The organism is Streptomyces sp. So13.3, assembly GCF_005860785.2.
GTDB classification, from domain to species: Bacteria; Actinomycetota; Actinomycetes; order Streptomycetales; family Streptomycetaceae; genus Actinacidiphila; species Actinacidiphila fildesensis.
In genome coordinates, this window is sequence record NZ_CP048835.1 from 6,978,272 (window position 1) to 6,999,147 (window position 20,876).

At 70.5% G+C, this 20,876-nt stretch carries 16 protein-coding genes; 11 read left to right on the forward strand and 5 right to left on the reverse strand.

Translation table 11 applies throughout. The features are described from left to right. Nucleotides 1–148 precede the first annotated feature (148 nt). From C8250_RS31220 to C8250_RS31240, 5 genes are all read left to right on the forward strand, one after another. Complete coding sequence (locus C8250_RS31220; RefSeq protein ID WP_138357287.1) at nt 149–883, forward strand: NUDIX hydrolase; 735 nt, start codon at nt 149–151, stop codon at nt 881–883. A 22-nt stretch (nt 884–905) separates the two neighbouring features. After that, nucleotides 906–2,669 (forward strand): ATP-binding cassette domain-containing protein, encoded by a 1,764-nt coding sequence (locus C8250_RS31225; protein ID WP_187145043.1) that lies wholly within the window; start codon nt 906–908, stop codon nt 2,667–2,669. Nucleotides 2,670–2,780: 111 nt separating this feature from the next. Beyond that, entirely contained in the window at nt 2,781–3,731 is a 951-nt protein-coding gene (locus C8250_RS31230) for a FadR/GntR family transcriptional regulator (protein WP_269283889.1), read from the forward strand. Between the two features lie 258 nt (nt 3,732–3,989). Next, nucleotides 3,990–5,546 carry an RNA polymerase sigma factor gene (locus C8250_RS31235; RefSeq protein WP_138357476.1) on the forward strand — a complete coding sequence of 519 codons (1,557 nt, stop codon included), beginning with the start codon at nt 3,990–3,992 and terminating at the stop codon, nt 5,544–5,546. A gap of 83 nt (nt 5,547–5,629) precedes the next feature. Then, on the forward strand, nt 5,630–6,478 hold the full coding sequence (locus C8250_RS31240) for a serine protease (RefSeq protein ID WP_138357477.1): 849 nt from the start codon (nt 5,630–5,632) through the stop codon (nt 6,476–6,478). Between the two features lie 84 nt (nt 6,479–6,562). On the opposite strand, the gene C8250_RS31245 is transcribed toward C8250_RS31240, so the two are convergent. Beyond that, nucleotides 6,563–6,793, reverse strand: coding sequence for a hypothetical protein (locus tag C8250_RS31245; protein ID WP_138357478.1), 231 nt, complete (start codon nt 6,791–6,793; stop codon nt 6,563–6,565). Nucleotides 6,794–7,199: 406 nt separating this feature from the next. On the opposite strand from C8250_RS31245, the gene C8250_RS31250 reads away from it, so the two are divergent. From C8250_RS31250 to C8250_RS31260, 3 genes are all read left to right on the forward strand, one after another. Then, nucleotides 7,200–9,323, forward strand: a complete 2,124-nt coding sequence (locus tag C8250_RS31250; RefSeq protein ID WP_138357479.1) for a DNA topoisomerase IV subunit B — start codon at nt 7,200–7,202, stop codon at nt 9,321–9,323. 196 nt (nt 9,324–9,519) lie between these two features. Next, nucleotides 9,520–9,990, forward strand: coding sequence for a DUF485 domain-containing protein (locus tag C8250_RS31255; RefSeq protein WP_138357480.1), 471 nt, complete (start codon nt 9,520–9,522; stop codon nt 9,988–9,990). Further along, nucleotides 9,990–11,615, forward strand: a complete 1,626-nt coding sequence (locus tag C8250_RS31260) for a cation acetate symporter (RefSeq protein ID WP_138357481.1) — start codon at nt 9,990–9,992, stop codon at nt 11,613–11,615. The genes C8250_RS31255 and C8250_RS31260 overlap by 1 nt, the downstream gene beginning before the upstream one ends. 29 nt (nt 11,616–11,644) lie before the next feature. Here C8250_RS31260 and C8250_RS31265 read toward each other — a convergent pair whose 3' ends face one another. Both C8250_RS31265 and C8250_RS31270 read right to left on the reverse strand, forming a co-directional pair. After that, a complete protein-coding gene (locus C8250_RS31265; RefSeq protein ID WP_138357482.1) occupies nt 11,645–12,337 on the reverse strand; it encodes a response regulator in 693 nt (230 codons plus the stop codon). Further along, nucleotides 12,334–14,016: a sensor histidine kinase gene (locus C8250_RS31270; protein WP_138357483.1), complete on the reverse strand. Its 1,683-nt coding sequence runs from the start codon at nt 14,014–14,016 to the stop codon at nt 12,334–12,336. Before C8250_RS31270 ends, C8250_RS31265 begins: the two co-directional genes overlap by 4 nt. Before the next feature lie 247 nt (nt 14,017–14,263). Here C8250_RS31270 and C8250_RS31275 point away from each other — a divergent pair, with 247 nt between their 5' ends. The 3 genes from C8250_RS31275 to C8250_RS31285 all read left to right on the forward strand — a co-directional run bounded on the left by C8250_RS31275 (nt 14,264) and on the right by C8250_RS31285 (nt 17,107). After that, nucleotides 14,264–15,079 carry an ABC transporter ATP-binding protein gene (locus C8250_RS31275; protein ID WP_138357484.1) on the forward strand — a complete coding sequence of 272 codons (816 nt, stop codon included), beginning with the start codon at nt 14,264–14,266 and terminating at the stop codon, nt 15,077–15,079. Then, nucleotides 15,069–15,959: an ABC transporter permease gene (locus C8250_RS31280; RefSeq protein ID WP_138357485.1), complete on the forward strand. Its 891-nt coding sequence runs from the start codon at nt 15,069–15,071 to the stop codon at nt 15,957–15,959. Before C8250_RS31275 ends, C8250_RS31280 begins: the two co-directional genes overlap by 11 nt. Nucleotides 15,960–16,081: 122 nt before the next feature. After that, nucleotides 16,082–17,107, forward strand: coding sequence for an ABC transporter substrate-binding protein (locus C8250_RS31285; RefSeq protein WP_138357486.1), 1,026 nt, complete (start codon nt 16,082–16,084; stop codon nt 17,105–17,107). Between the two features lie 33 nt (nt 17,108–17,140). Here the strand turns inward: C8250_RS31285 and C8250_RS31290 are convergent, their stop codons facing one another. Beyond that, nucleotides 17,141–18,052 (reverse strand): sucrase ferredoxin, encoded by a 912-nt coding sequence (locus C8250_RS31290; protein WP_138357487.1) that lies wholly within the window; start codon nt 18,050–18,052, stop codon nt 17,141–17,143. A gap of 261 nt (nt 18,053–18,313) precedes the next feature. Then, nucleotides 18,314–20,764, reverse strand: coding sequence for a DNA topoisomerase IV subunit A (locus C8250_RS31295; protein ID WP_138357488.1), 2,451 nt, complete (start codon nt 20,762–20,764; stop codon nt 18,314–18,316). Nucleotides 20,765–20,876 lie beyond the last annotated feature (112 nt).

The following is a 20,876-nucleotide window of genomic DNA, read 5'->3' on the forward strand; positions in this document are numbered from 1 at the left end:
GTCCACGGGCAGCACCCCGGCACCCACGCACCTCCGGCACCCCTGTGGCCTGTGGGGCGGGCCGTGGCGGGGGAGGCAGGGTGAAACAAGGGCGGGCGCAGGGGGCCATCCTGCTGTTTATCGTCAGGCAGACGACTATGATCGCGCCATGTCGCCCTACGACCCGTCGGCCTTTCCACCCTTCGCCGTCACCGTCGACCTGGTCGTGCTCACGGTGCGGCACCACGCCCTGTGCGCGCTCGCCGTCCGCCGGGGCGAGCCGCCCTACCAAGGGCGCTGGGCGCTGCCCGGCGGGTTCGTCAGAGCGGACGAGGACCTGTCCCAGGCCGCGGCACGCGAACTCGCCGAGGAGACCGGCCTGCGCGCCCAGAGCGGCGCTCATCTCGAACAGCTGGCCACGTACGGCGACCCGCACCGCGACCCCCGGATGCGGGTCGTCAGCGTCGCCCATCTCGTCCTGGCGCCCGATCTGCCCGCGCCCCGCGCGGGCGGCGACGCGCGCAGCGCCCGCTGGGCCCCGGTCGGCTCGCTGCTGGAGCAGGACGGCTTCGACACGGCGGGCGAGGCCGCTCCGCTGGCCTTCGACCACGCGCGGATCCTGGCCGACGGGGTCGAGCGTGCCAGGTCGAAGATCGAGTACTCCTCCCTGGCAACCGCCTTCTGCCCGCCCGAGTTCACCGTCGGTGAGCTGCGGCGGGTGTACGAGGCGGTGTGGGGGGTGGCCCTCGATCCCCGCAACTTCCACCGCAAGGTGACGGGCACCGTCGGATTCCTCGTACCGACCGGCGGTACGACGACCCGTCAGGGCGGCCGCCCCGCCCAGCTGTTCCAGGCCGGAGGGGCTGCTCTGCTCAATCCGCCCATGTTGCGACCAGAGGTCTGATTTAGGGCGTTATGGTGCAAGGGTGATCCAGGCCATCGGATTGACCAGTATGCCCCGCCGTAACGGTCCGCCCGCGGTCGACGACCTCACCTTCGAGGTCCGCCCCGGGCAGGTCACCGGCCTGCTCGGCGCGCCGGGCGCGGGGAAATCGACCACGCTGCGCCTGATGCTCGAACTCGAGGCGGGCCGCGGCGTCACCCTCTTCAACGGCACCCCCCTGCACGGAGTCCGGCACCCGAGCCGCGAGGTCGGCATCCTCCTCGGCGATGTGCCGGGGCACCCCGGCCGCACCGCGCGGAACCATCTCCGTATGCTCACCGCCGCCCTCGGCGTGCCGGCGGAGCGGGCCGACGAAGTCCTCGACGTCGTCGGCCTCACCGGCCTCGCGGACCAGCGGCTGAGCACCTACTCGCTCGGCATGGACCGGCGGCTCGGCCTCGGCGCGGCGCTCCTCGCCGAACCGCGGACCCTCTTCCTGGACGAACCGTCGTTCGGCCTGACACCCCGTGAAGCCGCCTGGGTGCATGCGCTGCTGCGGGCCTACGCGGCCGACGGCGGAGCCGTCCTGGTCACCGGGCGCGATGCCAAGGCGATGGCCAGGACGTCCGACCGGGTCGTCACGATCGACGGCGGCCGCCTGGTGGCGGACCAGTCCGCCGAGGAGTTCACCCGCACCCGGCTGCGCCCGCATGTGGCCGTCCACTCCCCGCACGCCCAGCGGCTCGCCGGGGTACTGACCGACGGCGGCGCCGAGATCGCCGCGGCGACCGGCAGCCGCCTGGTGATCTACGGCACCACCTCCGCGCACATCGGGGAGATCGCCTACCGGAACGGAATCCTGCTCCACCGGCTGGCCGACGAGGTCGCCGACCTCGGCCCGGTCGCCCCGCTGAGCCGCGCCGACGGCCGCGAGCCCGCCGCGGCGGCCCCCGGCGGACCCGGCCGCGCCGCCCCCGGGGAACCCGCCGAGCCCGCCACCCCCGCCCGGATCCCCGCTCGGCCCAGAGCGGCCGTCGCGCCGGCCACCCCCGCTCAGCCGCTCCGGTACGAACTGCGCCGGCTCGGCGGAATCCGCACCCCGTGGTGGATCGCCGCGCTGTCCCTGCTCGCCTCGGTGGCCGGTGCCCTGGTCCTCTCGCGCACCGGGGAGGCCTCGGCGCTGTCGATGATGTCCGGCTGGGTGCGTCAACTTCCGCTGCCCCCCGCCGCGATGGGCGCCGGTCTGCTGGGCGCGCTCGCCTACGGGCAGGAGTTCCGCTTTCCGGCACTGGCTCCCGCCCAGGTACCGGTGCCCCGGCGGCTGCGGCTGCTCGTCGCCAAAATGCTGGTGAGCGGTGCGGTCGCACTGCTGATCGCGGCCGCGGCCGCGGTGCTCGACACCGTCGTGCTCCGCGTGATCCTCGGTCCCGGCGCGGTTCCGCTGCCCACCGACCGGCCCACGCAGGCGGCCGGCTGGGCCGCGCTGGCCGTCGGCTGCGCCTGGGCCGGGCTGCTGGCCGCCGGACTCTTCCGCACCACCGCGCTGGGTGTGACGGCGGTGCTGGCGGTACCGCTCGTCGTGGCACCCGCGGTGGGACTGGCGGTCCGCAGCCGCGCGGGAAGCCATCTGATCGACGCGGCAGGGGCGCTGCTCAGCGTCGTCGGCGGCTGGCCCGGAGGCGTCGGCAGTACCGCGGCCGGCGTCAGCGGGAGGGCCGTCCAACCGGTCGGCTGTGCCTTCGTGTTGTCGCTCACCGTGCTGCTCTGCGCCCACCTCGCAACGGTGTTGCGGGGTCGCCGACGTTGACGCCGCCCAACTCGCGGTCGGATAAACGGAACTGTCTCTCTGGCCTGTCATGCAGGGCGTTTCGTTCCGATAAAGCGTCAATTATCAGGTGATGAGTGCTCACCCTTTCGTGTGCTTTTCAGCAAAGCCCTCAAGGCCCGCCGTGGCATCGCCGACAAAGGATGCGTGAGTACCCTTGCGCACACCCTGATGACCACGGCTCGTTCCGCCGACTCCAGCATCGTCGGCCCGGCCGAGCTCGACCGCTACTCGTATGCCGACGCCTCAGGTGTCGACCGCCCCGGCCTTCCCTCCTGGGACGGCGCCGACTCGGACATGGGCCGCGTCGGCCGCCGGGCCGGCGGCAGTCGTGGCCGCGGGCTGCACGGCCAACTCGTCCAGCAGCTCGGACAGATGATCGTCTCCGGCGACCTGGGCGCCGACCGGCCGCTCGTCCCGGAGGAGATCGGCCAGCGTTTCGAGGTCTCCCGCACCGTGGTGCGCGAGTCCCTGCGCGTCCTCGAGGCCAAGGGCCTCGTCAGCGCCAGGCCCAACGTCGGCACCCGGGTCCGCCCGGTCGCCGACTGGAATCTGCTGGACCCCGACATCATCGAATGGCGGGCCTTCGGCCCGCAGCGTGACGACCAGCGCCGCGAACTGTTCGAGCTGCGCTGGACCATCGAGCCGCTCGCCGCACGGCTCGCCGCCGGACACGGCCGCGAGGACGTCCAGCAGCGCCTCGCCGACATGGTGGAGATCATGGGGCACGCCGCCGCCCAGGGCGACTCCCTGACGTTCTCCCGGGCGGACGCGGAGTTCCACTCCCTGCTCCTGCAGGTGGCCGGGAACCGGATGCTCGAGCACCTGGCCGGCATCGTCTCCTCCGCCCTGCACGTGTCGGGCGGCCCGGTCACCGGCTGCGAGCGGCCCGGAGAGCCCGCCGTGACCCTGCACCGGCGGATCGTCGACGCGCTCGCCTCGGGCGACGGGGTCGGCGCCGAGGCCACGATGCGCCAGCTCCTCGCCGTGCACACCGAGGTCGCCGCCACCGATCACGTCGTCCCGGCTCCGCGCGAGCACTGACCGTACGGCCGAACCGCAGCCGGCCCCGGACCCACGGTCCGGGGCCGGCGGCAGCCGATGCGCGAAGAATATCCTGTTATCCGACCGTTACCGTTGGTATGGGGTGTGACTCGGGCCACGTGGGCCGGGCGTAACGCTTGGCGAGGCAGCGCGATGACTTAAGAGGTGATGGCCGCACAAGGAATAGCAGCGACAGTTCTGACGCTGTGTTCCTGAGCGGTTCCACCGAGTCGTTCCCATCGTTCCGAGAGGTTGTTCGTGTCGGCCAGCACATCCCGTACGCTCCCGCCGGAGATCGCCGAGTCCGAGTCTCTGATGGCGCTCATCGAGCGGGGTAAGGCTCAGGGGCAGATCGCCGGCGATGACGTGCGTCGGGCCTTCGAAGCGGACCAGATTCCGGCAACCCAGTGGAAGAACGTTCTGCGCAGCCTCAACCAGGTCCTCGATGAGGAAGGTGTGACGCTGATGGTCAGTGCCGCTGAGGAGCCCAAGCGCACTCGGAAGAGCGTCGCAGCCAAGAGCCCGGCGAAGCGCACCGCCACCAAGACGGTCGTCACCAAGGCCACCGTCGCCAAGAAGACCGTCGCCGCCAAGGCCGCCACCGCTCCCGCGGGGGCTGTGGAGGCCGAGACGGTGGATTCGGTCGACGAATCCGACGCACCCGCCGCGAAGCCGGCGGCCAAGAAGACGGCGGTCAAGAAGGCCGCCGCCAAGAAGACGGCGGCCAAGAAGACCGCCGCCAAGAAGACCTCGGGCGACGACGAGGCCGCCGACGGTGAAGAAGCCGACGAGACGACCACGCCCGGCAAGGGTGACGAGGAGTCGGACAAGCCCGAGTCCGAGAGCTTCGTGCTCTCCGACGACGACGAGGACGACGCTCCCGCCCAGCAGGTCGCGGTGGCCGGGGCCACCGCCGACCCGGTCAAGGACTACCTGAAGCAGATCGGCAAGGTTCCGCTGCTCAACGCGGAGCAGGAGGTCGAGCTCGCCAAGCGCATCGAGGCCGGCCTGTTCGCGGAGGACAAGCTGGCGGCGGCTGACAAGCTCGCTCCCAAGCTCAAGCGCGAGCTGGAGATCATCGCCGAGGACGGCCGCTGGGCCAAGAACCACCTGCTGGAGGCCAACCTCCGCCTCGTGGTCTCGTTGGCCAAGCGTTACACCGGCCGCGGCATGCTCTTCCTGGACCTGATCCAGGAGGGCAACCTGGGCCTGATCCGTGCGGTCGAGAAGTTCGACTACACGAAGGGTTTCAAGTTCTCCACGTACGCCACGTGGTGGATCCGCCAGGCGATCACCCGCGCGATGGCCGACCAGGCCCGCACCATCCGTATCCCGGTGCACATGGTCGAGGTCATCAACAAGCTCGCCCGTGTGCAGCGCCAGATGCTCCAGGACCTGGGCCGCGAGCCCACCCCGGAGGAGCTGGCCAAGGAACTCGACATGACCCCCGAAAAGGTCATCGAGGTCCAGAAGTACGGCCGTGAGCCGATCTCCCTCCACACCCCGCTGGGTGAGGACGGCGACAGCGAGTTCGGAGACCTCATCGAGGACTCCGAGGCGGTCGTGCCGGCCGACGCGGTCAGTTTCACGCTCCTGCAGGAGCAGCTGCACTCGGTGCTCGACACCCTGTCCGAGCGGGAGGCGGGCGTGGTCTCCATGCGCTTCGGCCTCACGGACGGACAGCCGAAGACGCTCGACGAGATCGGCAAGGTCTACGGGGTCACGCGCGAGCGGATCCGCCAGATCGAGTCGAAGACGATGTCGAAGCTTCGGCACCCGTCGCGCTCGCAGGTGCTGCGGGACTATCTGGACTGATCCTTCCGAATCCAGCGGATGCGGCCTCCGGTCCTATGGATCACTCTGGGTTTCCAGAGGGATCCACAGGGTCAGGAGGCCGTATGCGTTCCACGTTCCGGATGCTGCTCAGCGGATCGGCGGTGGCGCTGGCCACGTTGATCGTGCCGCTCGGGGTCGCCGGCGCCGGGCCGAAGGCCGAGGCGGTGGTCATAGGCGGCGACCAGGTCGTCGCCGGGCAGCAGCCCTGGGTGGTGGCGCTGGCCAGCCGTGACCGTTTCGGACCGACGAGATCCGGCCAGTTCTGCGGCGGGGCGGTGGTCTCCGCCTCGACCGTGATCACCGCGGCGCACTGCTTCGGCCGCGATGTGCTCGGCGGGGACTGGCGGAACGCCCGGGATCTGCGCGTCATAGCCGGCCGGCTCGACCTCAGGGGCGTGAACGGCCAGGAAATACGGCTGCGACAGGTCCGGATCAACCCGGGATACGACCCGGTGACCCATGCCGGCGATGTGGCGGTCATCACACTTGAGAAGCCGCTGCCCGCAGGTTCGGCCATCGCGATGGCGGGGGCGGGCGACCCGCAGGACTACCTGGCGGGCTCGAAGGCCCTCGTGTCCGGCTGGGGGGACACCACAGGCGCCGGGGCGTACTCACCGGTCCTGCGGTCCGCGGAGGTGGTGCTGCTCGACGACGCGGTCTGTCAGCGCGCCTACCCGGGCAACGCGGACGGCACCTACCTCAGCAGGACCATGCTGTGCGCCGGGGAGCCGCAGGGCGGCAAGGACGCCTGCCAGGGCGACAGCGGCGGGCCGCTGGTCGTCGGCGGCAAGCTGGTCGGCCTGGTCTCCTGGGGCACCGGATGCGCCGAGGCCGGGCATCCCGGGGTCTACACCCGGATCTCCGCGGTCCGCGCACTGGTCACGAGCGCCATGGGCACCCGGCACCGTTGACGGGCCCGGAAGAGCCGACGGGCGGCCCGGCCCCTGGTGGGGTCCGGCCGCCCGTCGGTCCGAGCTCGTCGCAGGTGCGATGTGTCAGTGCTCGTCCTCGACCGTTTGCGCCGGGGTGTCGGTGAGTCGGCCGGTTTCGTCCTGTATTTCCGCAGCGATCTTCTTGAGTTCGGGCTCGAACTTGCGCCCGTGGTGCGCGCAGAAGAGCAGTTCGCCGCCACTGATGAGGACGACGCGCAGGTATGCCTGGGCGCCGCAACGGTCGCAGCGGTCCGCCGCCGTCAGCGGGCTCGCGGGGGTCAGAACTGTAGTCACGTCGCCTCTTCTCTAGCTCGACGAGCTGTCGTACCAGGGTCAACATCCAACCAGGCCGAAAACGTTCCCGCTCGTGGCTTTTCCTCGAAATCTGACTTCGAAGTGACTGGATGCTACCTGTTGGTAGCTGATTGGCCTCTGATGCGTTAGTTGTCGCTTTTGGGGCGCTTGTCCGGTTGTGTCCACCGACTGGGTTGCCGGTTGTTGGTGAGGACGTGCCCGGAGCCTAAATGGTTCATGCCTCAATGGGAACGTGACATGGGTATCACTCAAATGAGGTATCGAACGTACGATCGATACGGGGCTACTCTGGGGCCCGGATACCGGGTCGCGGCACAACCGGCGTACCAGGTCTCGGTACCCTCTCACCGACACAGCCGAAGAACTTTATCGAGGAGCTGCCCGCGTGACCGCCGAAACATCCGTGCCGTCCTCCGCGCTGCTGACGGGCGCAGATCGCGACGGTTCCAACTACACCGCGCGGCATCTTCTTGTCCTCGAGGGGCTGGAGGCGGTCCGCAAGCGCCCCGGCATGTACATCGGGTCGACCGACAGCCGTGGCCTCATGCACTGCGTGTGGGAGATCATCGACAACTCCGTCGACGAGGCCCTCGGCGGTCACTGCGACCGCATCGAGGTCTTCCTGCACAGCGACTCCTCGGTCGAGGTCCGTGACAACGGCCGCGGCATCCCGGTCGACGTGGAGCCCAAGACCAGGCTGTCGGGCGTCGAGGTCGTGATGACCAAGCTGCACGCCGGCGGCAAGTTCGGCGGTGGCTCCTACGCGGCCTCCGGCGGCCTGCACGGTGTCGGCGCCTCGGTCGTCAACGCGCTGTCCGCCCGCCTCGACGTCGAGGTCGACCGGAGCGGTCACACGCACGCCATCAGCTTCCGGCGCGGTGTCCCCGGCTCCTTCTCCGGAGCGGGTCCCGACTCCTCCTTCGACGCGGCGAGTGGCCTGAACAAGTCGAAGAAGGTCCCCAGGGCCAGGACCGGCACCCGCGTCCGGTACTGGGCGGACCGCCAGATCTTCCTCAAGGACGCCAAGATCTCGCTGGAGAACCTCCACCAGCGCGCCCGCCAGACGGCCTTCCTGGTGCCGGGGCTGACCATCGTCGTCCGCGACGAGCGCGACCTGGAAGGTGACGGCAAGGCCGTCGAGGACGTCTTCCACTACGACGGCGGCATCAGCGAGTTCTGCGAGTACCTCTCCCAGGACAAGCCGATCTGCGACGTCCTGCGGCTGACCGGCAGCGGCAGCTTCAAGGAGACCGTCCCGGTCCTGGACGACCGCGGCCACATGACGGCGACCGAGGTCACCCGTGAGCTGGGCGTCGACATCGCGATGCGCTGGGGCACGGGGTACGACACCGTGTCGCGGTCGTTCGTGAACATCATCGCCACCCCCAAGGGCGGCACGCACGTCACGGGCTTCGAGCGGGCCATCACCAAGACCGTCAACGAGGTGCTGCGCTCCGCGAAGCTGCTGCGCGTCGCCGAGGACGACGTCGTCAAGGACGACGCCATGGAGGGTCTGACGGCGGTCGTCACCGTACGGCTGGCCGAGCCGCAGTTCGAGGGCCAGACCAAGGAGGTGCTCGGCACCTCGGCCGCCAACCGGATCGTGGCCAACGTCGTGGCCAAGGAGCTCAAGGAGTTCCTGACCTCCGCCAAGCGCGACACGAAGCTCCAGGCGCGGGCGGTGCTGGAGAAGACCGTCGCCGCCGCGCGCACCCGCATCGCGGCCCGCCAGCACAAGGACGCGCAGCGCCGGAAGACGGCGCTGGAGACCTCCTCGCTGCCGGCGAAGCTGGCGGACTGCCGCAGCGACGACGTGGACCGCACCGAGCTGTTCATCGTCGAGGGCGACTCGGCACTCGGCACGGCCAAGGTGGCCCGGAACTCGGAGTTCCAGGCGCTGCTGCCGATCCGCGGCAAGATTCTGAATGTCCAGAAGTCGTCGGTGTCGGACATGCTGAAGAACGCCGAGTGCGGCGCGATCATCCAGGTGATAGGAGCCGGGTCGGGCCGGACCTTCGACATCGACCAGGCGCGCTACGGCAAGGTGATCTTCCTCGCGGACGCCGACGTCGACGGCGCGCACATCCGGTGCCTGCTGCTCACGCTGTTCCAGCGCTACATGCGTCCGATGGTCGAGCAGGGCAGGGTCTTCTCCGCCGTGCCGCCGCTGCACCGCGTCGAGCTCGTCCAGCCCAAGAAGGGGCAGGACAAGTACATCTACACCTACTCGGACAGCGAGCTGCGGCAGACGCTGCTCGACCTGCAGCGCCGGAACGTCCGCTACAAGGACGGCATCCAGCGCTACAAGGGGCTGGGTGAGATGGACGCCAACCAGCTCGCGGAGACCACGATGGACCCGCGCCACCGCACCCTGCGCCGGATCAACATCAGCGACCTCGAGGCCGCGGAGCAGGCGTTCGACCTGCTCATGGGCAACGAGGTCGCACCGCGCAAGGAGTTCATCACCAACTCGGCGGCGACGCTCGACCGGTCCCGCATCGACGCCTAGCCGCACCCGCAGGCCGACCGGTGCTCCCCCACCCCCCAGGGTGGGGGAGCACCGCTGCTTTCACAGGTCGTCGGATATGCCTACCGGCACGGCATCACCTGATGGGGTGAACGTTTCAGCTTGATGGCACCGGATCTTCCCACTCTGTCCATGCTTGGGCGCACGGCCAATTGGCTTGTGAAGCGAGGAGAGTTCGGTGGACAAGCACGACGGGGGCGACCCGGGCGCGCTGCGGGTGGACGACCCCTGGTACGACGCCCTGGCCGCCGGTCTCTGGGTTCCGGACCCGACGACGCCGGCACCGTCACCCGTGCCGGCGCCGTCTGCGGCGCCCGTCGCGGGGGCGGAGCAGGACCGGGCCGCGGTCTACCTGGAGGTGCAGCAGAGCGCCGCGTTCCAGGAAGTGCGCGGCCAGTACCGCCGGTTCGCCTTTCCGGCGGTCGCGGCCTTCCTCGCCTGGTATCTGCTCTACGTGGTGGCGGCCACGGTGGCGCCGGGTCTGATGAGCCGCCCGGTGGCCGGTGAGCTCAATGTGGCGATGGTCGCGGGACTGGCGCAGTTCGCCACGACGTTCCTGCTGACCTGGGCCTACTCACGGCATGCGCGGCTGCGCAGGGACCGGGCGGCGCTCGACCTGCGCTGGGACACCCAGGAGCGGATGCGCTGATGGTCCGGTACCTGGCAGATCCGGCGAACGAGCACCAGGGGCTCGCTCTCGTCCTGTTCACGATCTTCGTGTCCGTCACCCTGGCCATCACCGCCTGGGCGGGCCGGCGACGCAGCTCGTCGGTCGAGTTCTTCGCCGGGGGCCGGCTCTTCTCCCCCATGGAGAACGGTTTCGCCATCGCGGGCGACTACATGTCGGCGGCGTCGTTCCTCGGCATCTCCGGTCTCATCGCGCTCTTCGGCTACGACGGCCTGCTGTACTCGGTCGGCTTCCTGGTCGCCTGGCTCGTCGTCCTCATGCTCGTCGCGGAACTTGTCCGCAACTGCGGCCGCTACACCCTCGCCGATGTGCTCTCCGCCCGGATGCGGCAGCGGCCCGTCCGGATCGCGGCCGGCACCTCCTCGGTCATCGTCTCGGTGCTCTACCTGGTCGCGCAGATGGTCGGTGCGAGCAGCCTGGTGGCGCTGCTGCTCGGCGGGCAGGGCGGCGCGTCCCGGACCTGGACGGTGATCGGGGTCGGCGGCCTGATGGTCGTCTACGTCTCGTTCGGCGGCATGCGCGCGACGACGTGGATCCAGATCGTCAAGACCGTGCTGCTGATGGGCGGCACCATCACGCTCGTCGTGCTGGTGCTGATCCGCTTCCACGGCGATCTGAACGGCCTGCTGCGTTCCGCGGCGGCCGGCAGCGGACACGGCAGCGCCTTCCTGGCGCCCGGCCTCAAGTACGGCGGGAGCTGGACCTCGAAGCTGGACTTCATCAGCCTCGGGATCGCCCTGGTGCTCGGCACGGCCGGGCTGCCGCACATCCTGTCGCGCTTCTACACGGTGCCCACCGCCCGTTCCGCCCGCCGGTCGGTGGTCTGGGCGATCGGGCTGATCGGCTCCTTCTACCTGATGACGATCGTCCTCGGCTTCGGCGCCGCGGCGGTCGTGGGCTCGGACGCCGTACGCACCTCCAACGCGGCCGGCAACACCGCCGTACCGCTGCTGGCCCAGGATCTGGGCGGGGGAGCCGGTTCCACAGGTGGAACGGTTCTGTTCGCCGTCGTCGGCGCGGTGGCCTTCGCGACGATCCTGGCGGTGGTCGCCGGGATCACCCTGGCCTCGTCCGCCTCGGTAGCGCATGACCTGTACGCCACGCTGCGCCGCAGCGGGAAGCACGCGGGCCCCGCGTCCGGGAACGACGAGGTGCGGGTGGCGCGCTTCGCCGCGGTCGGGATCGGCGCGGTGGCGATCGCGCTGAGCCTGTTCGCGCAGGGGCAGAACATCGCGTTCCTCGTGGGCCTCGCCTTCGCGGTGGCCGCCTCGGCGAACCTGCCCGCGCTGCTGTTCTCCCTGTTCTGGCCCCGTTTCACCACCCGGGGAACGGTCTGCGCGATCTACGGCGGGCTGATCCCCGCACTGCTCCTCGTCGTGCTGTCGCCCGTCGTCTCCGGACGGCCCGACGCCCTCTTCCCCGGTGTGGACTTCCATCTCTTCCCGCTGGAGAACCCGGGACTGGTCTCCATCCCGCTGGGCTTCCTGGCGGGCTGGCTGGGCACCGTGCTCTTCCCGGAACCCGGGGACGGGGCCAAGTTCGCGGAGACGGAGGTCCGTTCCCTCACCGGCGCCGGAGCGGTGTGACGCGGCGGCGGAACGGCCCGTGCACCGGGTCAGTCCGCCGCCGCCCAGGCGTAGCGGTGCTCGGGGCGGCCGGTGTCGCCGTACTTGAGGGTCAGGCCGATCCGCCCGGCCTGCTCCAGGTACTTCAGATAGCGCTGCGCCGTGGAGCGGCTCAACCCGGCCAGCTCGGCGACCTCATGGGCGGACAGCGGATGCCCGGCCTCGCGCAGCACCCGCCGTATCAGTTCCGCGGTCGGCGCCGAGTGGCCCTTGGGCAGTTCGGCCGAGGCCGCTCCCGCCGTCCGCAGCGCACCGAAGATCCGGTCGACCTGCTCCTGGCCGGCCTCGCCGCCCCCGCCGACCCCGTCCAGGGTGCGGCGCAGCGCCGCGTACCCGTCGAGCTTGGCCCGCAGCCCGGCGAACGTGAACGGCTTGACCAGGTACTGCAGCGCGCCGCACCGCATCGCGGCCTGGACGGTCGCGACATCGCGGGCGGCGGTCACCATGATCACGTCGGCGTGGTGGCCGAGCTGCCGCAGCCGGCGGATCAGCGTCAGGCCCGTCTCGTCCGGCAGATAGTGGTCGAGCAGGATCAGGTCGATCCGGGTGCGCTCCAGGGTCGCCAGCGCGTGGGCGGCGGTATGGGCGCGGCCGGCCACCCGGAAGCCGGGGACCTTCGCCACGTAGGCCGCGTTGATCTCGGCGACGCGGAAGTCGTCGTCCACGACCAGTACCTCGATCATCGTGTCTCCCTTGCGCCGGTGAGCTCCGTGAGCGCGGCGAGCTGATCGCGTTCGGTGGGGTGGCCGGTCAGGCGGCCGCTGACGTCCTCCGCGACGAGAGCCTCCGGCAGCACCACGGTGAAGACCGCGCCGCCGCCCGCACGGGCGGTGACCCGGGCGATGCCGCCGTACCGCTCGGCGAGCCGCCTGACCAGCGCCAGGCCCAGCCCCCGGCCGCGGTGCGCGGGCCGCTCCTTCGTGGACCAGCCTTCGGTGAAGATGAGGTCGCGGGCCTCGGGCGGCACCCCGGGGCCGGTGTCGGAGACCCGCAGGACAGCGGTGGTGTCCTCCTCGGTCCGCAGCTCGATCTCCACGAAGGAGTCGGCGGTGCGGTGCGCGGACGCCGCGTCCAGGGCGTTGTCGATGAGGTTGCCCAGCACGGTCACCAGATCGCGTGGATCGACCACCCGGTCGGGCAGCCCGGTCGCGGCGGAGATCCGCAGGGCGACCCCGCGTTCGGCGGCGATGGCCGCCTTGCCGACCAGCAGGGCGGATAGCAGCGGGTCCCGCACCTGCTCGGCGATCTGCTCCGCGGACGACCGGTGGGTGTCGGCGACCTCCACGACGAATTCCACCGCCTCGTCGTGCAGGCCCAGTTCCAGCAGGCCCAGCAGGGTGTGCAGCCGGTTGGCGTGTTCGTGGTCCTGGGCGCGCAGCGCGTCCAGCAGCCCGTGGGTGCTGTCCAGCTCCCGGCCGAGCAGCTCCAGTTCCGTACGGTCGCGCAGGGTGGCGACCGCGCCGCCGTCACCGGTCGGCATCCGGTTGGTGACCAGCACCCGGCCGCCGCTCACCGTCAGCAGGTCGGTGCCCTCGACCCGGCCGGTCAGGACGTCCGTGGTGCGGCCCGGCGGCAGGACGTCGTCCAGGACGTGTCCGGTGGCGTCGGGGCCGAGCCCGAGCAGCCGCCCGGCCTCGTCGTTGACCAGCCGGATCCTGCCCTGCCGGTCGAGCGCCACGACGCCCTCCCGGATGCCGTGCAGCATCGCCTCGCGCTCGTCGAGCAGCGAGGAGATGTCGGCGAACGCGAGCCCGTGGGTGCGGCGCTGTAGCCTTCGGGAGCCGCCGATCGCGGCCAGCACACCCACCGCGAGCGCGGCGGCCGCGTACAGCAGCAGCCCAGGGACCGCGCCCAGCAGCCGGTCGCGGACGCTGTCGTAGGCGATGCCGACGGAGACCGCGCCGACGATCCGGCCGCTGCTGTCGCGCAGCGGCACCTTCCCCCGGGCGCTGCGGCCCAGGGTGCCGTTGTCGATCTGCATGACCTCCTGACCGGCCAGCGCCTCGCCGGGATCGGTGGAGACATGCTCACCGATCCGGTCCTCCGTCGTGTGCGACCAGCGCGTTCCGTTGAGGTCCATCACGACGACGTACTCGGCCCGGGTGGCGTGGCGGATGCGCTCGGCCTCGGCCTGGACCGGCCCGTCGGGGGTGGGCTCCGACGTGAGCAGCGAATCCGCGATCTGCGGTTCGGCCGCGGCGGTCTGCGCGATGGACAGGGCGCGACGCATCGCCTGGTCGTCGAGCTGGTGGCTCAGCGGCGCCAGGAAGAGCCCGGTGGCCAGCACGGTGACACCCGTGGTGATCGCGACCTGGGTCAGCAGAACCTGTGCGGAGACGCGACGCGGCCACCGGATGCGCATGCGGTCTCCTTCTGCTGTGGTGATGTGCGGTGATAACGGATGATTCACAACGGTTCGCTGCCACGGCGTGCCGCCGTGTCCCGGCTGTGAACGCAACGTAAACGCCATAGAGGCGGATGCCCACCCTCCGTTTCGCTTTCGTTGTGCGGGAGCGAGCAAAACGAGCAGAACAGCGGTTGTGAGCAGAAGGCGCCCTGTGCTCACAAGGCTGCCGCCACGACCCGGGCCGCGCCTAGCGTCCCGCCCCATGAGCAGTCAAACGAGTCCCGCCATCGAGTTGCGGGGAGCGAGCAAGGCGTTCCGGACCCCGTCCGGGGCGCTGCACACCGCCGTACGTGATCTGGACCTGACCGTGGAGCGCGGCGAGTTCGTCGCGATCGTCGGACCGACCGGATGCGGCAAGTCCACGACGCTGACCCTGGTCAGCGGCCTGGAGGAGCCGACCGAGGGCGAGGTGCTGGTGGCCGGCGAGCCGGTCCGCGGCATCGGCGACAAGGTCGGGTTCGTCTTCCAGCAGGACGCCGTCTTCCCCTGGCGCACCGTGCTGTCCAACGTGATGGCCGGTCCGCGCTTCCGCGGCACACCCAAGGCCGAGGCGAAGGAACGGGCCCGCGAATGGCTGGCCCGGGTGGGCCTGACGTCCTTCGAGGACCGCTATCCGCACCAGCTGTCGGGCGGCCAGCGCAAGCGCGTCGCGCTCGCCGCGACCTTCGTCAACGATCCCGAGATCCTGCTGATGGACGAGCCCTTCTCGGCGCTCGACGTGCAGACCCGGGCGCTGATGTCGGACGAACTGCTGGACCTGTGGGCCGGCACCGGCTCCTCCGTCGTGTTCGTCACGCACGACCTGGAGGAGTCCATCGCCCTCGCCGACAAGGTCGTGGTCATGACGGCAGGACCCGCGACCGTCAAGGAGGTCTTCACGATCGACCTGCCACGGCCGCGCAAGGTCGAGGAGGTCCGGATGGAACCGCGGTTCCTGGAGATCTACCGGGAGATCTGGTCCTCGCTGGGCGAAGAGGTCCGCATCACCCGCGAGAGGGGAGCCGGCAATGCAGCCTGAAACCGCCGTCGCCGACACCGTCACCGTCACCACCAAGGACCGGCCCGCCAAGGCGTCCACCGAGCGCACCCAGGCCAGGGCGCGGGCCGCCCGCAACCGCCGGGTCCTGGTCTACGGGACCCGTCTGCTGCTGCTCGTCGCCGTGATCGGCCTGTGGGAGTGGTTCGCCCGCGCCGGGATCATCGATCCGTTCAACTTCTCGATGCCGTCGAAGATCTGGGACCAGATCCGTGAGTGGGCGCTGCACGGCACCGCGCAGGGCTCCTTGTGGGAGCAGATCTGGTACACGCTCTACGAGGCGCTCTTCGGCTGGATCATCGGCGTCATCGCCGGTGTGCTGCTCGGCATCGCGCTCGGCCGGGTTCGCTTCCTGGCGGACGTCCTCGGCCCGTACATCAAGGTCTTCAACGCGCTGCCGCGCATCGTGCTGGCGCCGATCTTCCTCATCTGGTTCGGCCTCGGCCCGGCCTCGAAGGTCGCCTCCGCGGTCGTCCTGGTCTTCTTCCCGGTCTTCTTCAACGCCTTCCAGGGGGCGAGGGAGGTGGACCGCAACCTGGTCTCCAACGCCCGGATCCTCGGCGCGAGCAACCGCCGGGTGACGCTGCAGGTGGTCATCCCGTCCGCCACGTCATGGATCTTCACCAGCCTGCACGTCTCGTTCGGCTTCGCACTGATCGGCGCCATCGTCGGCGAGTACATCGGGGCGACCAAGGGCCTCGGCCTGCTGGTCTCCGCCTCGCAGGGCACCTTCAACGCGGCCGGGGTGTACGCGGCCATGGTGATCCTCGCCGTGGTGGCACTGCTGGCCGAAGGGCTGCTGACGTTCGGCGAGAAACGGCTGTTCCGCTGGAAGCCGGCGGAGCCAGGCACCGAACGCTGACATCCGATCGCCCGGGATCCGGACGCGGGGACCCCGCGGACGTGAGCCCGGTTCCGCGAGACCCGAACACCCGGATCCCCGTACCCCCTCCACATTCTCCACCCCCTCACAAGGACGTGAACATGCGCAGCATGGCCAGAATCTCCGCGGCCGCGGTCGCCGGAGCGCTCGCCCTCACCACCCTCACCGCCTGCGGCGACTCCTCGGCGGCGGGCGACAACGGCAAGGTCAAGATCATGGTGGGCGGCCTGGACAAGGTCATCTACCTGCCCGCGATGCTCACCCAGCAGCTCGGCTTCTTCAAGGCCGAGGGCCTCGACGTCCAGCTGCTCACCGAGCCGGCCGGCGTGCAGGCCACCACCTCGCTGGTCTCCGGCGATGTGCAGGGCGTCGTCGGGTTCTACGACCACACCCTCGACCTGCAGGTCAAGGGCAAGATCATCGAGTCCGTGGTGCAGCTGGCGCAGGCCCCCGGCGAGGTCGAGGTGGTCTCCACCAAGGCGGCCGGCGACATCTCCTCGGCCAAGGACTTCAAGGGCAAGAAGCTCGGCGTGACGGGCCTCGGATCCTCCACCGACTTCCTCACCAAGTACCTCGCCGTCAAGAACGGCGTCGACGTCAGCGACTTCACACCCGTCGCCGTCGGCGCGGGCCAGACGTTCATCGCCGCCCTGCAGCAGGGCTCGATCCAGGGCGGTATGACGACCGACCCGACCGTCGCGCAGATCCTCGACAAGGGCATCGGCAAGGTGCTGTACGACATGCGCACTCCTGAGGGCTCGAAGGCGGCGCTCGGCGGCCTCTACCCGTCGTCCAGCCTCTACATGAGCACCGACTGGGTGAACAGCCACAAGGCGACGGTGCAGAAGATGGCCAACGCCTTCGTCAAGACGCTCGGCTGGATGTCCACGCACACCCCGGAGGAGATCGCCGCGAAGATGCCGGCCGACTACGCGCAGGGCGGCAAGGAGCTGTACGCCCAGGCGATCAAGGCCACGCTGCCGATGTTCACCAAGGACGGCGTCATGCCGGCCGACGGGCCGCAGACCGTCGAGAAGGTCCTCAAGGCCTTCAACCCGACCCTGCAGCACGCCACGGTGGACCTGGAGAAGACCTACACCTCGGAGTTCGTGAAGAAGGCCGGCTGATCCGCACCCCGTCCGGCCCCCGCGCCGCCGCTGTCAGCGGCCCCCGGCCACCGCCCTGATCCCCGTGACATCCATCCGGGCGGGCGAGCCGAGGGCCGCTCCGCAGCTCTCCGGGCGCGGCGGCAGCGCCGCGGACCCGGTGACGCCGACGTCCCAGGCCCGGCCGTCGGCGTGCGTCACCCGCACCGTCCAGGACGGCGCCGAGCCGTCCGTGCGCGTCACCACGAGCGCTCCCGCCCGGACCTCGCCGGTCAGGGAACGCACCGCGAGGTCGGCGGCCTGGCCCGGCCGGTCCCAGGCGGAGGCGCCCCGGCAGCCGTCGAGCGTGATCCGGTGGTCGCGGGCCGCCTTGAGCACTCCGTGCGCCAGGTCCGCGTCGACCCGCCCGTAGGCGTAGCCGGACGGCAGGACGAGCATGGTGGGGGCGAACCGGTGGCCGCCGATATGGGTGATCTCCCAGACGTCGCTGACGCCCTCGGCCGCCAGCCGCGCGGCGAGCGGGCGGCCGTACAGGGCGCAGCAGCGGTCACGTTTGCCGTTGGTGCAGACGAGCGCGACCGGCTCGTGGTGCGGCTCGCCGAATTCCTGATGCGCCCCGGCGCCCAGCGCCGGGAAATCCAGCTCCAGCAGGGCGGCGGGATCGTCGATCACGTCCTGCCGGACCCAGGACCGCCCGGGAACCACATGGGCGACGAGCACGTGGTGCCGGGACGGGACGTGGCAGTCCGCGTGGCGTCCCGGACGCCGGATCAGCGCGACCCTGACGCCGGTGCCGTCCGCGGCCTTTTCCAGGGCCCGGCCCACCACCGGATCCAGATGGCTCGCGGTGAAGGCCTTCGCGCCCCAGGGACCGGGCTGTTCGAGCAGGAGCCATGTTCTGGCGGTGGCGGCGGTGGCGGCGAGCGGTTCGGCCAGCTCCGCCGAAGCGTTCGTGCACGTACTCACACAGGGCAGCCTAACCGGAGCGCGACAGGGCGCGGCACCGATGGTGCCGCGCCCTGTTCGCTCGCTCCCGGGTGAACCCGGTGCCTAGGGCGTGTTGCGAAAGTCCCGCCTGGCCCACGACGCCTGGCACACGCCCTCGCTGCGTTGTCGGGCTCGTCCACGTACGACCAGTACGAGGACGACCCTCCGCCTTGCGAGCGCACGCACCAGACGCCGTGGGCCACGCCCTCCGGGCGAACAGCGCTCCTTTCGACACACGCCCTAGACCGGTCCGGCCACCACCGTGATCGGCTTGGCCAGCGCCACCCCTGAACCGTCCCGGCGGGGGTCCTTCGGGGGAAGGTCGGCGGGCAGGCCCGTCGCCGTCGCGGCGCGGGCCGGGACCGCGCCCGCCCAGGCGAGCACCAGACCGTCCTCACCGCGCAGGAAGCGCTGGCAGCGCACCCCGCCGGTCGCGCGGCCCTTGCGCGGATACTGCTCGAACGGGGTGAGCTTGGCGGTGCCCTGGACCGAACCGTCGAGCGTTCCCTCGGCACGGGCCACGGTGAACACCACCGCGTCCACGGCCGGGTCGACGGCCGTGAAGGAGATCGCCTTCGCCCCGTCGGTCAGCTTGATGCCGGTCATGCCGCCCGCCGGGCGCCCCTGGGGGCGCACCTGCGAGGCCGGGTACCGCAGCAGCTGGGCGTCGTCGGTGATGAAGACCAGGTCCTCCTCGCCGGTGCGCAGCTCCACGGCGCCCACGACCCGGTCGCCGTCCTTGAGGCCGATGACCTCGAGATCGTCCTTGTTCGCGGGATAGTCCGGGACCACCCGCTTGACGATGCCCTGTTCGGTGCCGAGCGCGAGACCGGGGGAGGACTCGTCGAGCGTCGTCAGGCAGAGCACCCGCTCGCCGGTCTCCAGGGACAGGAACTCCGAGACGGGCGCGCCGCCCGCCAGGTTCGGCGCCCCCGCCGTGTCCGGCATCATCGGCAGGTCGATCACCGTGAGCCGCAGCAGCCGGCCGGCGGAGGTGACCGCGCCGACGTCGGCGCGCGCGGTGGTCGGCACCGCGGAGACGATCACATCGTGCTTGGCCCGCTTGCCCTCGCCGTCGTCGAACTCCTCGCCGTTGGCGGTCCGCGCCAGCAGCCCCGTCGAGGACAGCAGCACCCGGCACGGGTCGTCGGCGACCTCCAGCGGGACGGCCGAGACCGGCGCGCCCGCCGACTCCAGGAGGACGGTGCGGCGGTCGGTGCCGTACTGCTTGGCCACCGCCGCGAGCTCGTTGGAGACCAGCTTGCGCAGCTCGGCGTCCGAATCCAGGATCACCGTGAGCGCCTCGATCTCGGCGTTGAGCCGGTCGCGCTCGGACTCCAGCTCGATGCGGTCGAACCGCGTGAGCCGGCGCAGCGGGGTGTCCAGGATGTACTGGGTCTGGATCTCGGACAGCGAGAAGTGGGCGATCAGCCGTTCCTTGGCCTGCGCCGAATTGTCACTCGACCGGATGATCGAGATGACCTCGTCGATGTCGATGAGGGCGACGAGCAGGCCGTCGACCAGGTGCAGCCGGTCCCGGCGCTTGGTGCGGCGGAACTCGCTGCGCCGCCTGACCACCTCGAAGCGGTGGTCGACATAGACCTCCAGCAGCTCCTTGAGGCCCAGCGTGAGCGGCTGCCCGTCGACCAGCGCCACGTTGTTGATGCCGAAGGACTCCTCCATCGGCGTCAGCTTGTAGAGCTGCTCCAGCACGGCCTCGGGGTGGAAGCCGTTCTTGACCTCGATCACCAGGCGCAGGCCGTGCGACCGGTCGGTGAGGTCCTTCACATCGGCGATGCCCTGGAGCTTCTTCGCGCCGACCAGGTCCTTGATCTTCGCGATGACCTTCTCCGGGCCGACCGTGAACGGCAGCTCGGTGACGACCAGGCCCTTGCGGCGCGGCGAGGTGTCCTCGACGGCCACGGTGGCACGGATCTTGAACGTGCCACGGCCGGTCTCGTACGCGTCCCGCACCCCGGCCAGGCCGACGATCCGGCCGCCGGTGGGCAGGTCGGGACCCGGCACGAAGCGCATCAGGGTCTCGAGGTCCGCGCCCGGATGCTTGATCAGGTGCCGGGCGGCGGCGATGACCTCGCCGAGGTTGTGCGGCGGCATGTTCGTCGCCATGCCGACCGCGATCCCCGACGAGCCGTTGACCAGCAGGTTCGGGTAGGCGGCCGGGAGCGTGACCGGCTCCATCTCCTGACCGTCGTAGTTGGGCGAGAAGTCGACGGTGTCCTCGTCGATGGACTCCACCATCAGCGTGGCGGCCCCGGCCATCTTCGACTCGGTGTAACGCATCGCGGCGGGCGGGTCGTCGTTGCCCAGGGAGCCGAAGTTCCCGTGCCCGTCGACCAGCGGCAGCCGCATGGAGAACGGCTGCGCCATCCGCACCAGGGCGTCGTAGATGGAGGCGTCGCCGTGCGGATGCAGCTTGCCCATCACCTCGCCGACGACGCGGGCGCACTTCACGTAACCGCGGTCGGGGCGCAGCCCCATCTCGTTCATCTGGTAGACGATGCGCCGGTGCACGGGCTTGAGCCCGTCGCGGGCATCGGGCAGGGCGCGCGAGTAGATGACCGAGTAGGCGTACTCGAGGAAGGAGCCCTGCATCTCATCGACGACGTCGATGTCGAGGATGCGCTCCTCGAAGTCGTCGGGAGGAGGGGTCTTCGTGGTGCGGCGGGCCATCGCGGCTGCTGCTCCTTTTCCTGGACCTGAGCGGGACTGACGCGGACCATTGTGGACCGGCTCACTGACAGTGGTGACCACCGCCCGGCACAAGCGTGCCGTTAGCGGGAAC

Excerpts from the sequence above, each read along its gene's own strand:
- C8250_RS31220 (WP_138357287.1), top strand. The coding sequence starts at position 149 with ATGTCGCCCTACGACCCGTCGGCCTTTCCACCCTTCGCCGTCACCGTC.
- C8250_RS31240 (WP_138357477.1), top strand. The coding sequence starts at position 5,630 with ATGCGTTCCACGTTCCGGATGCTGCTCAGCGGATCGGCGGTGGCGCTG.
- C8250_RS31260 (WP_138357481.1), top strand. The coding sequence starts at position 9,990 with ATGGTCCGGTACCTGGCAGATCCGGCGAACGAGCACCAGGGGCTCGCT.
- C8250_RS31265 (WP_138357482.1), bottom strand. The coding sequence starts at position 12,337 with ATGATCGAGGTACTGGTCGTGGACGACGACTTCCGCGTCGCCGAGATC.
- C8250_RS31270 (WP_138357483.1), bottom strand. The coding sequence starts at position 14,016 with ATGCGCATCCGGTGGCCGCGTCGCGTCTCCGCACAGGTTCTGCTGACC.
- C8250_RS31275 (WP_138357484.1), top strand. The coding sequence starts at position 14,264 with ATGAGCAGTCAAACGAGTCCCGCCATCGAGTTGCGGGGAGCGAGCAAG.
- C8250_RS31280 (WP_138357485.1), top strand. The coding sequence starts at position 15,069 with ATGCAGCCTGAAACCGCCGTCGCCGACACCGTCACCGTCACCACCAAG.
- C8250_RS31285 (WP_138357486.1), top strand. The coding sequence starts at position 16,082 with ATGCGCAGCATGGCCAGAATCTCCGCGGCCGCGGTCGCCGGAGCGCTC.
- C8250_RS31295 (WP_138357488.1), bottom strand. The coding sequence starts at position 20,764 with ATGGCCCGCCGCACCACGAAGACCCCTCCTCCCGACGACTTCGAGGAG.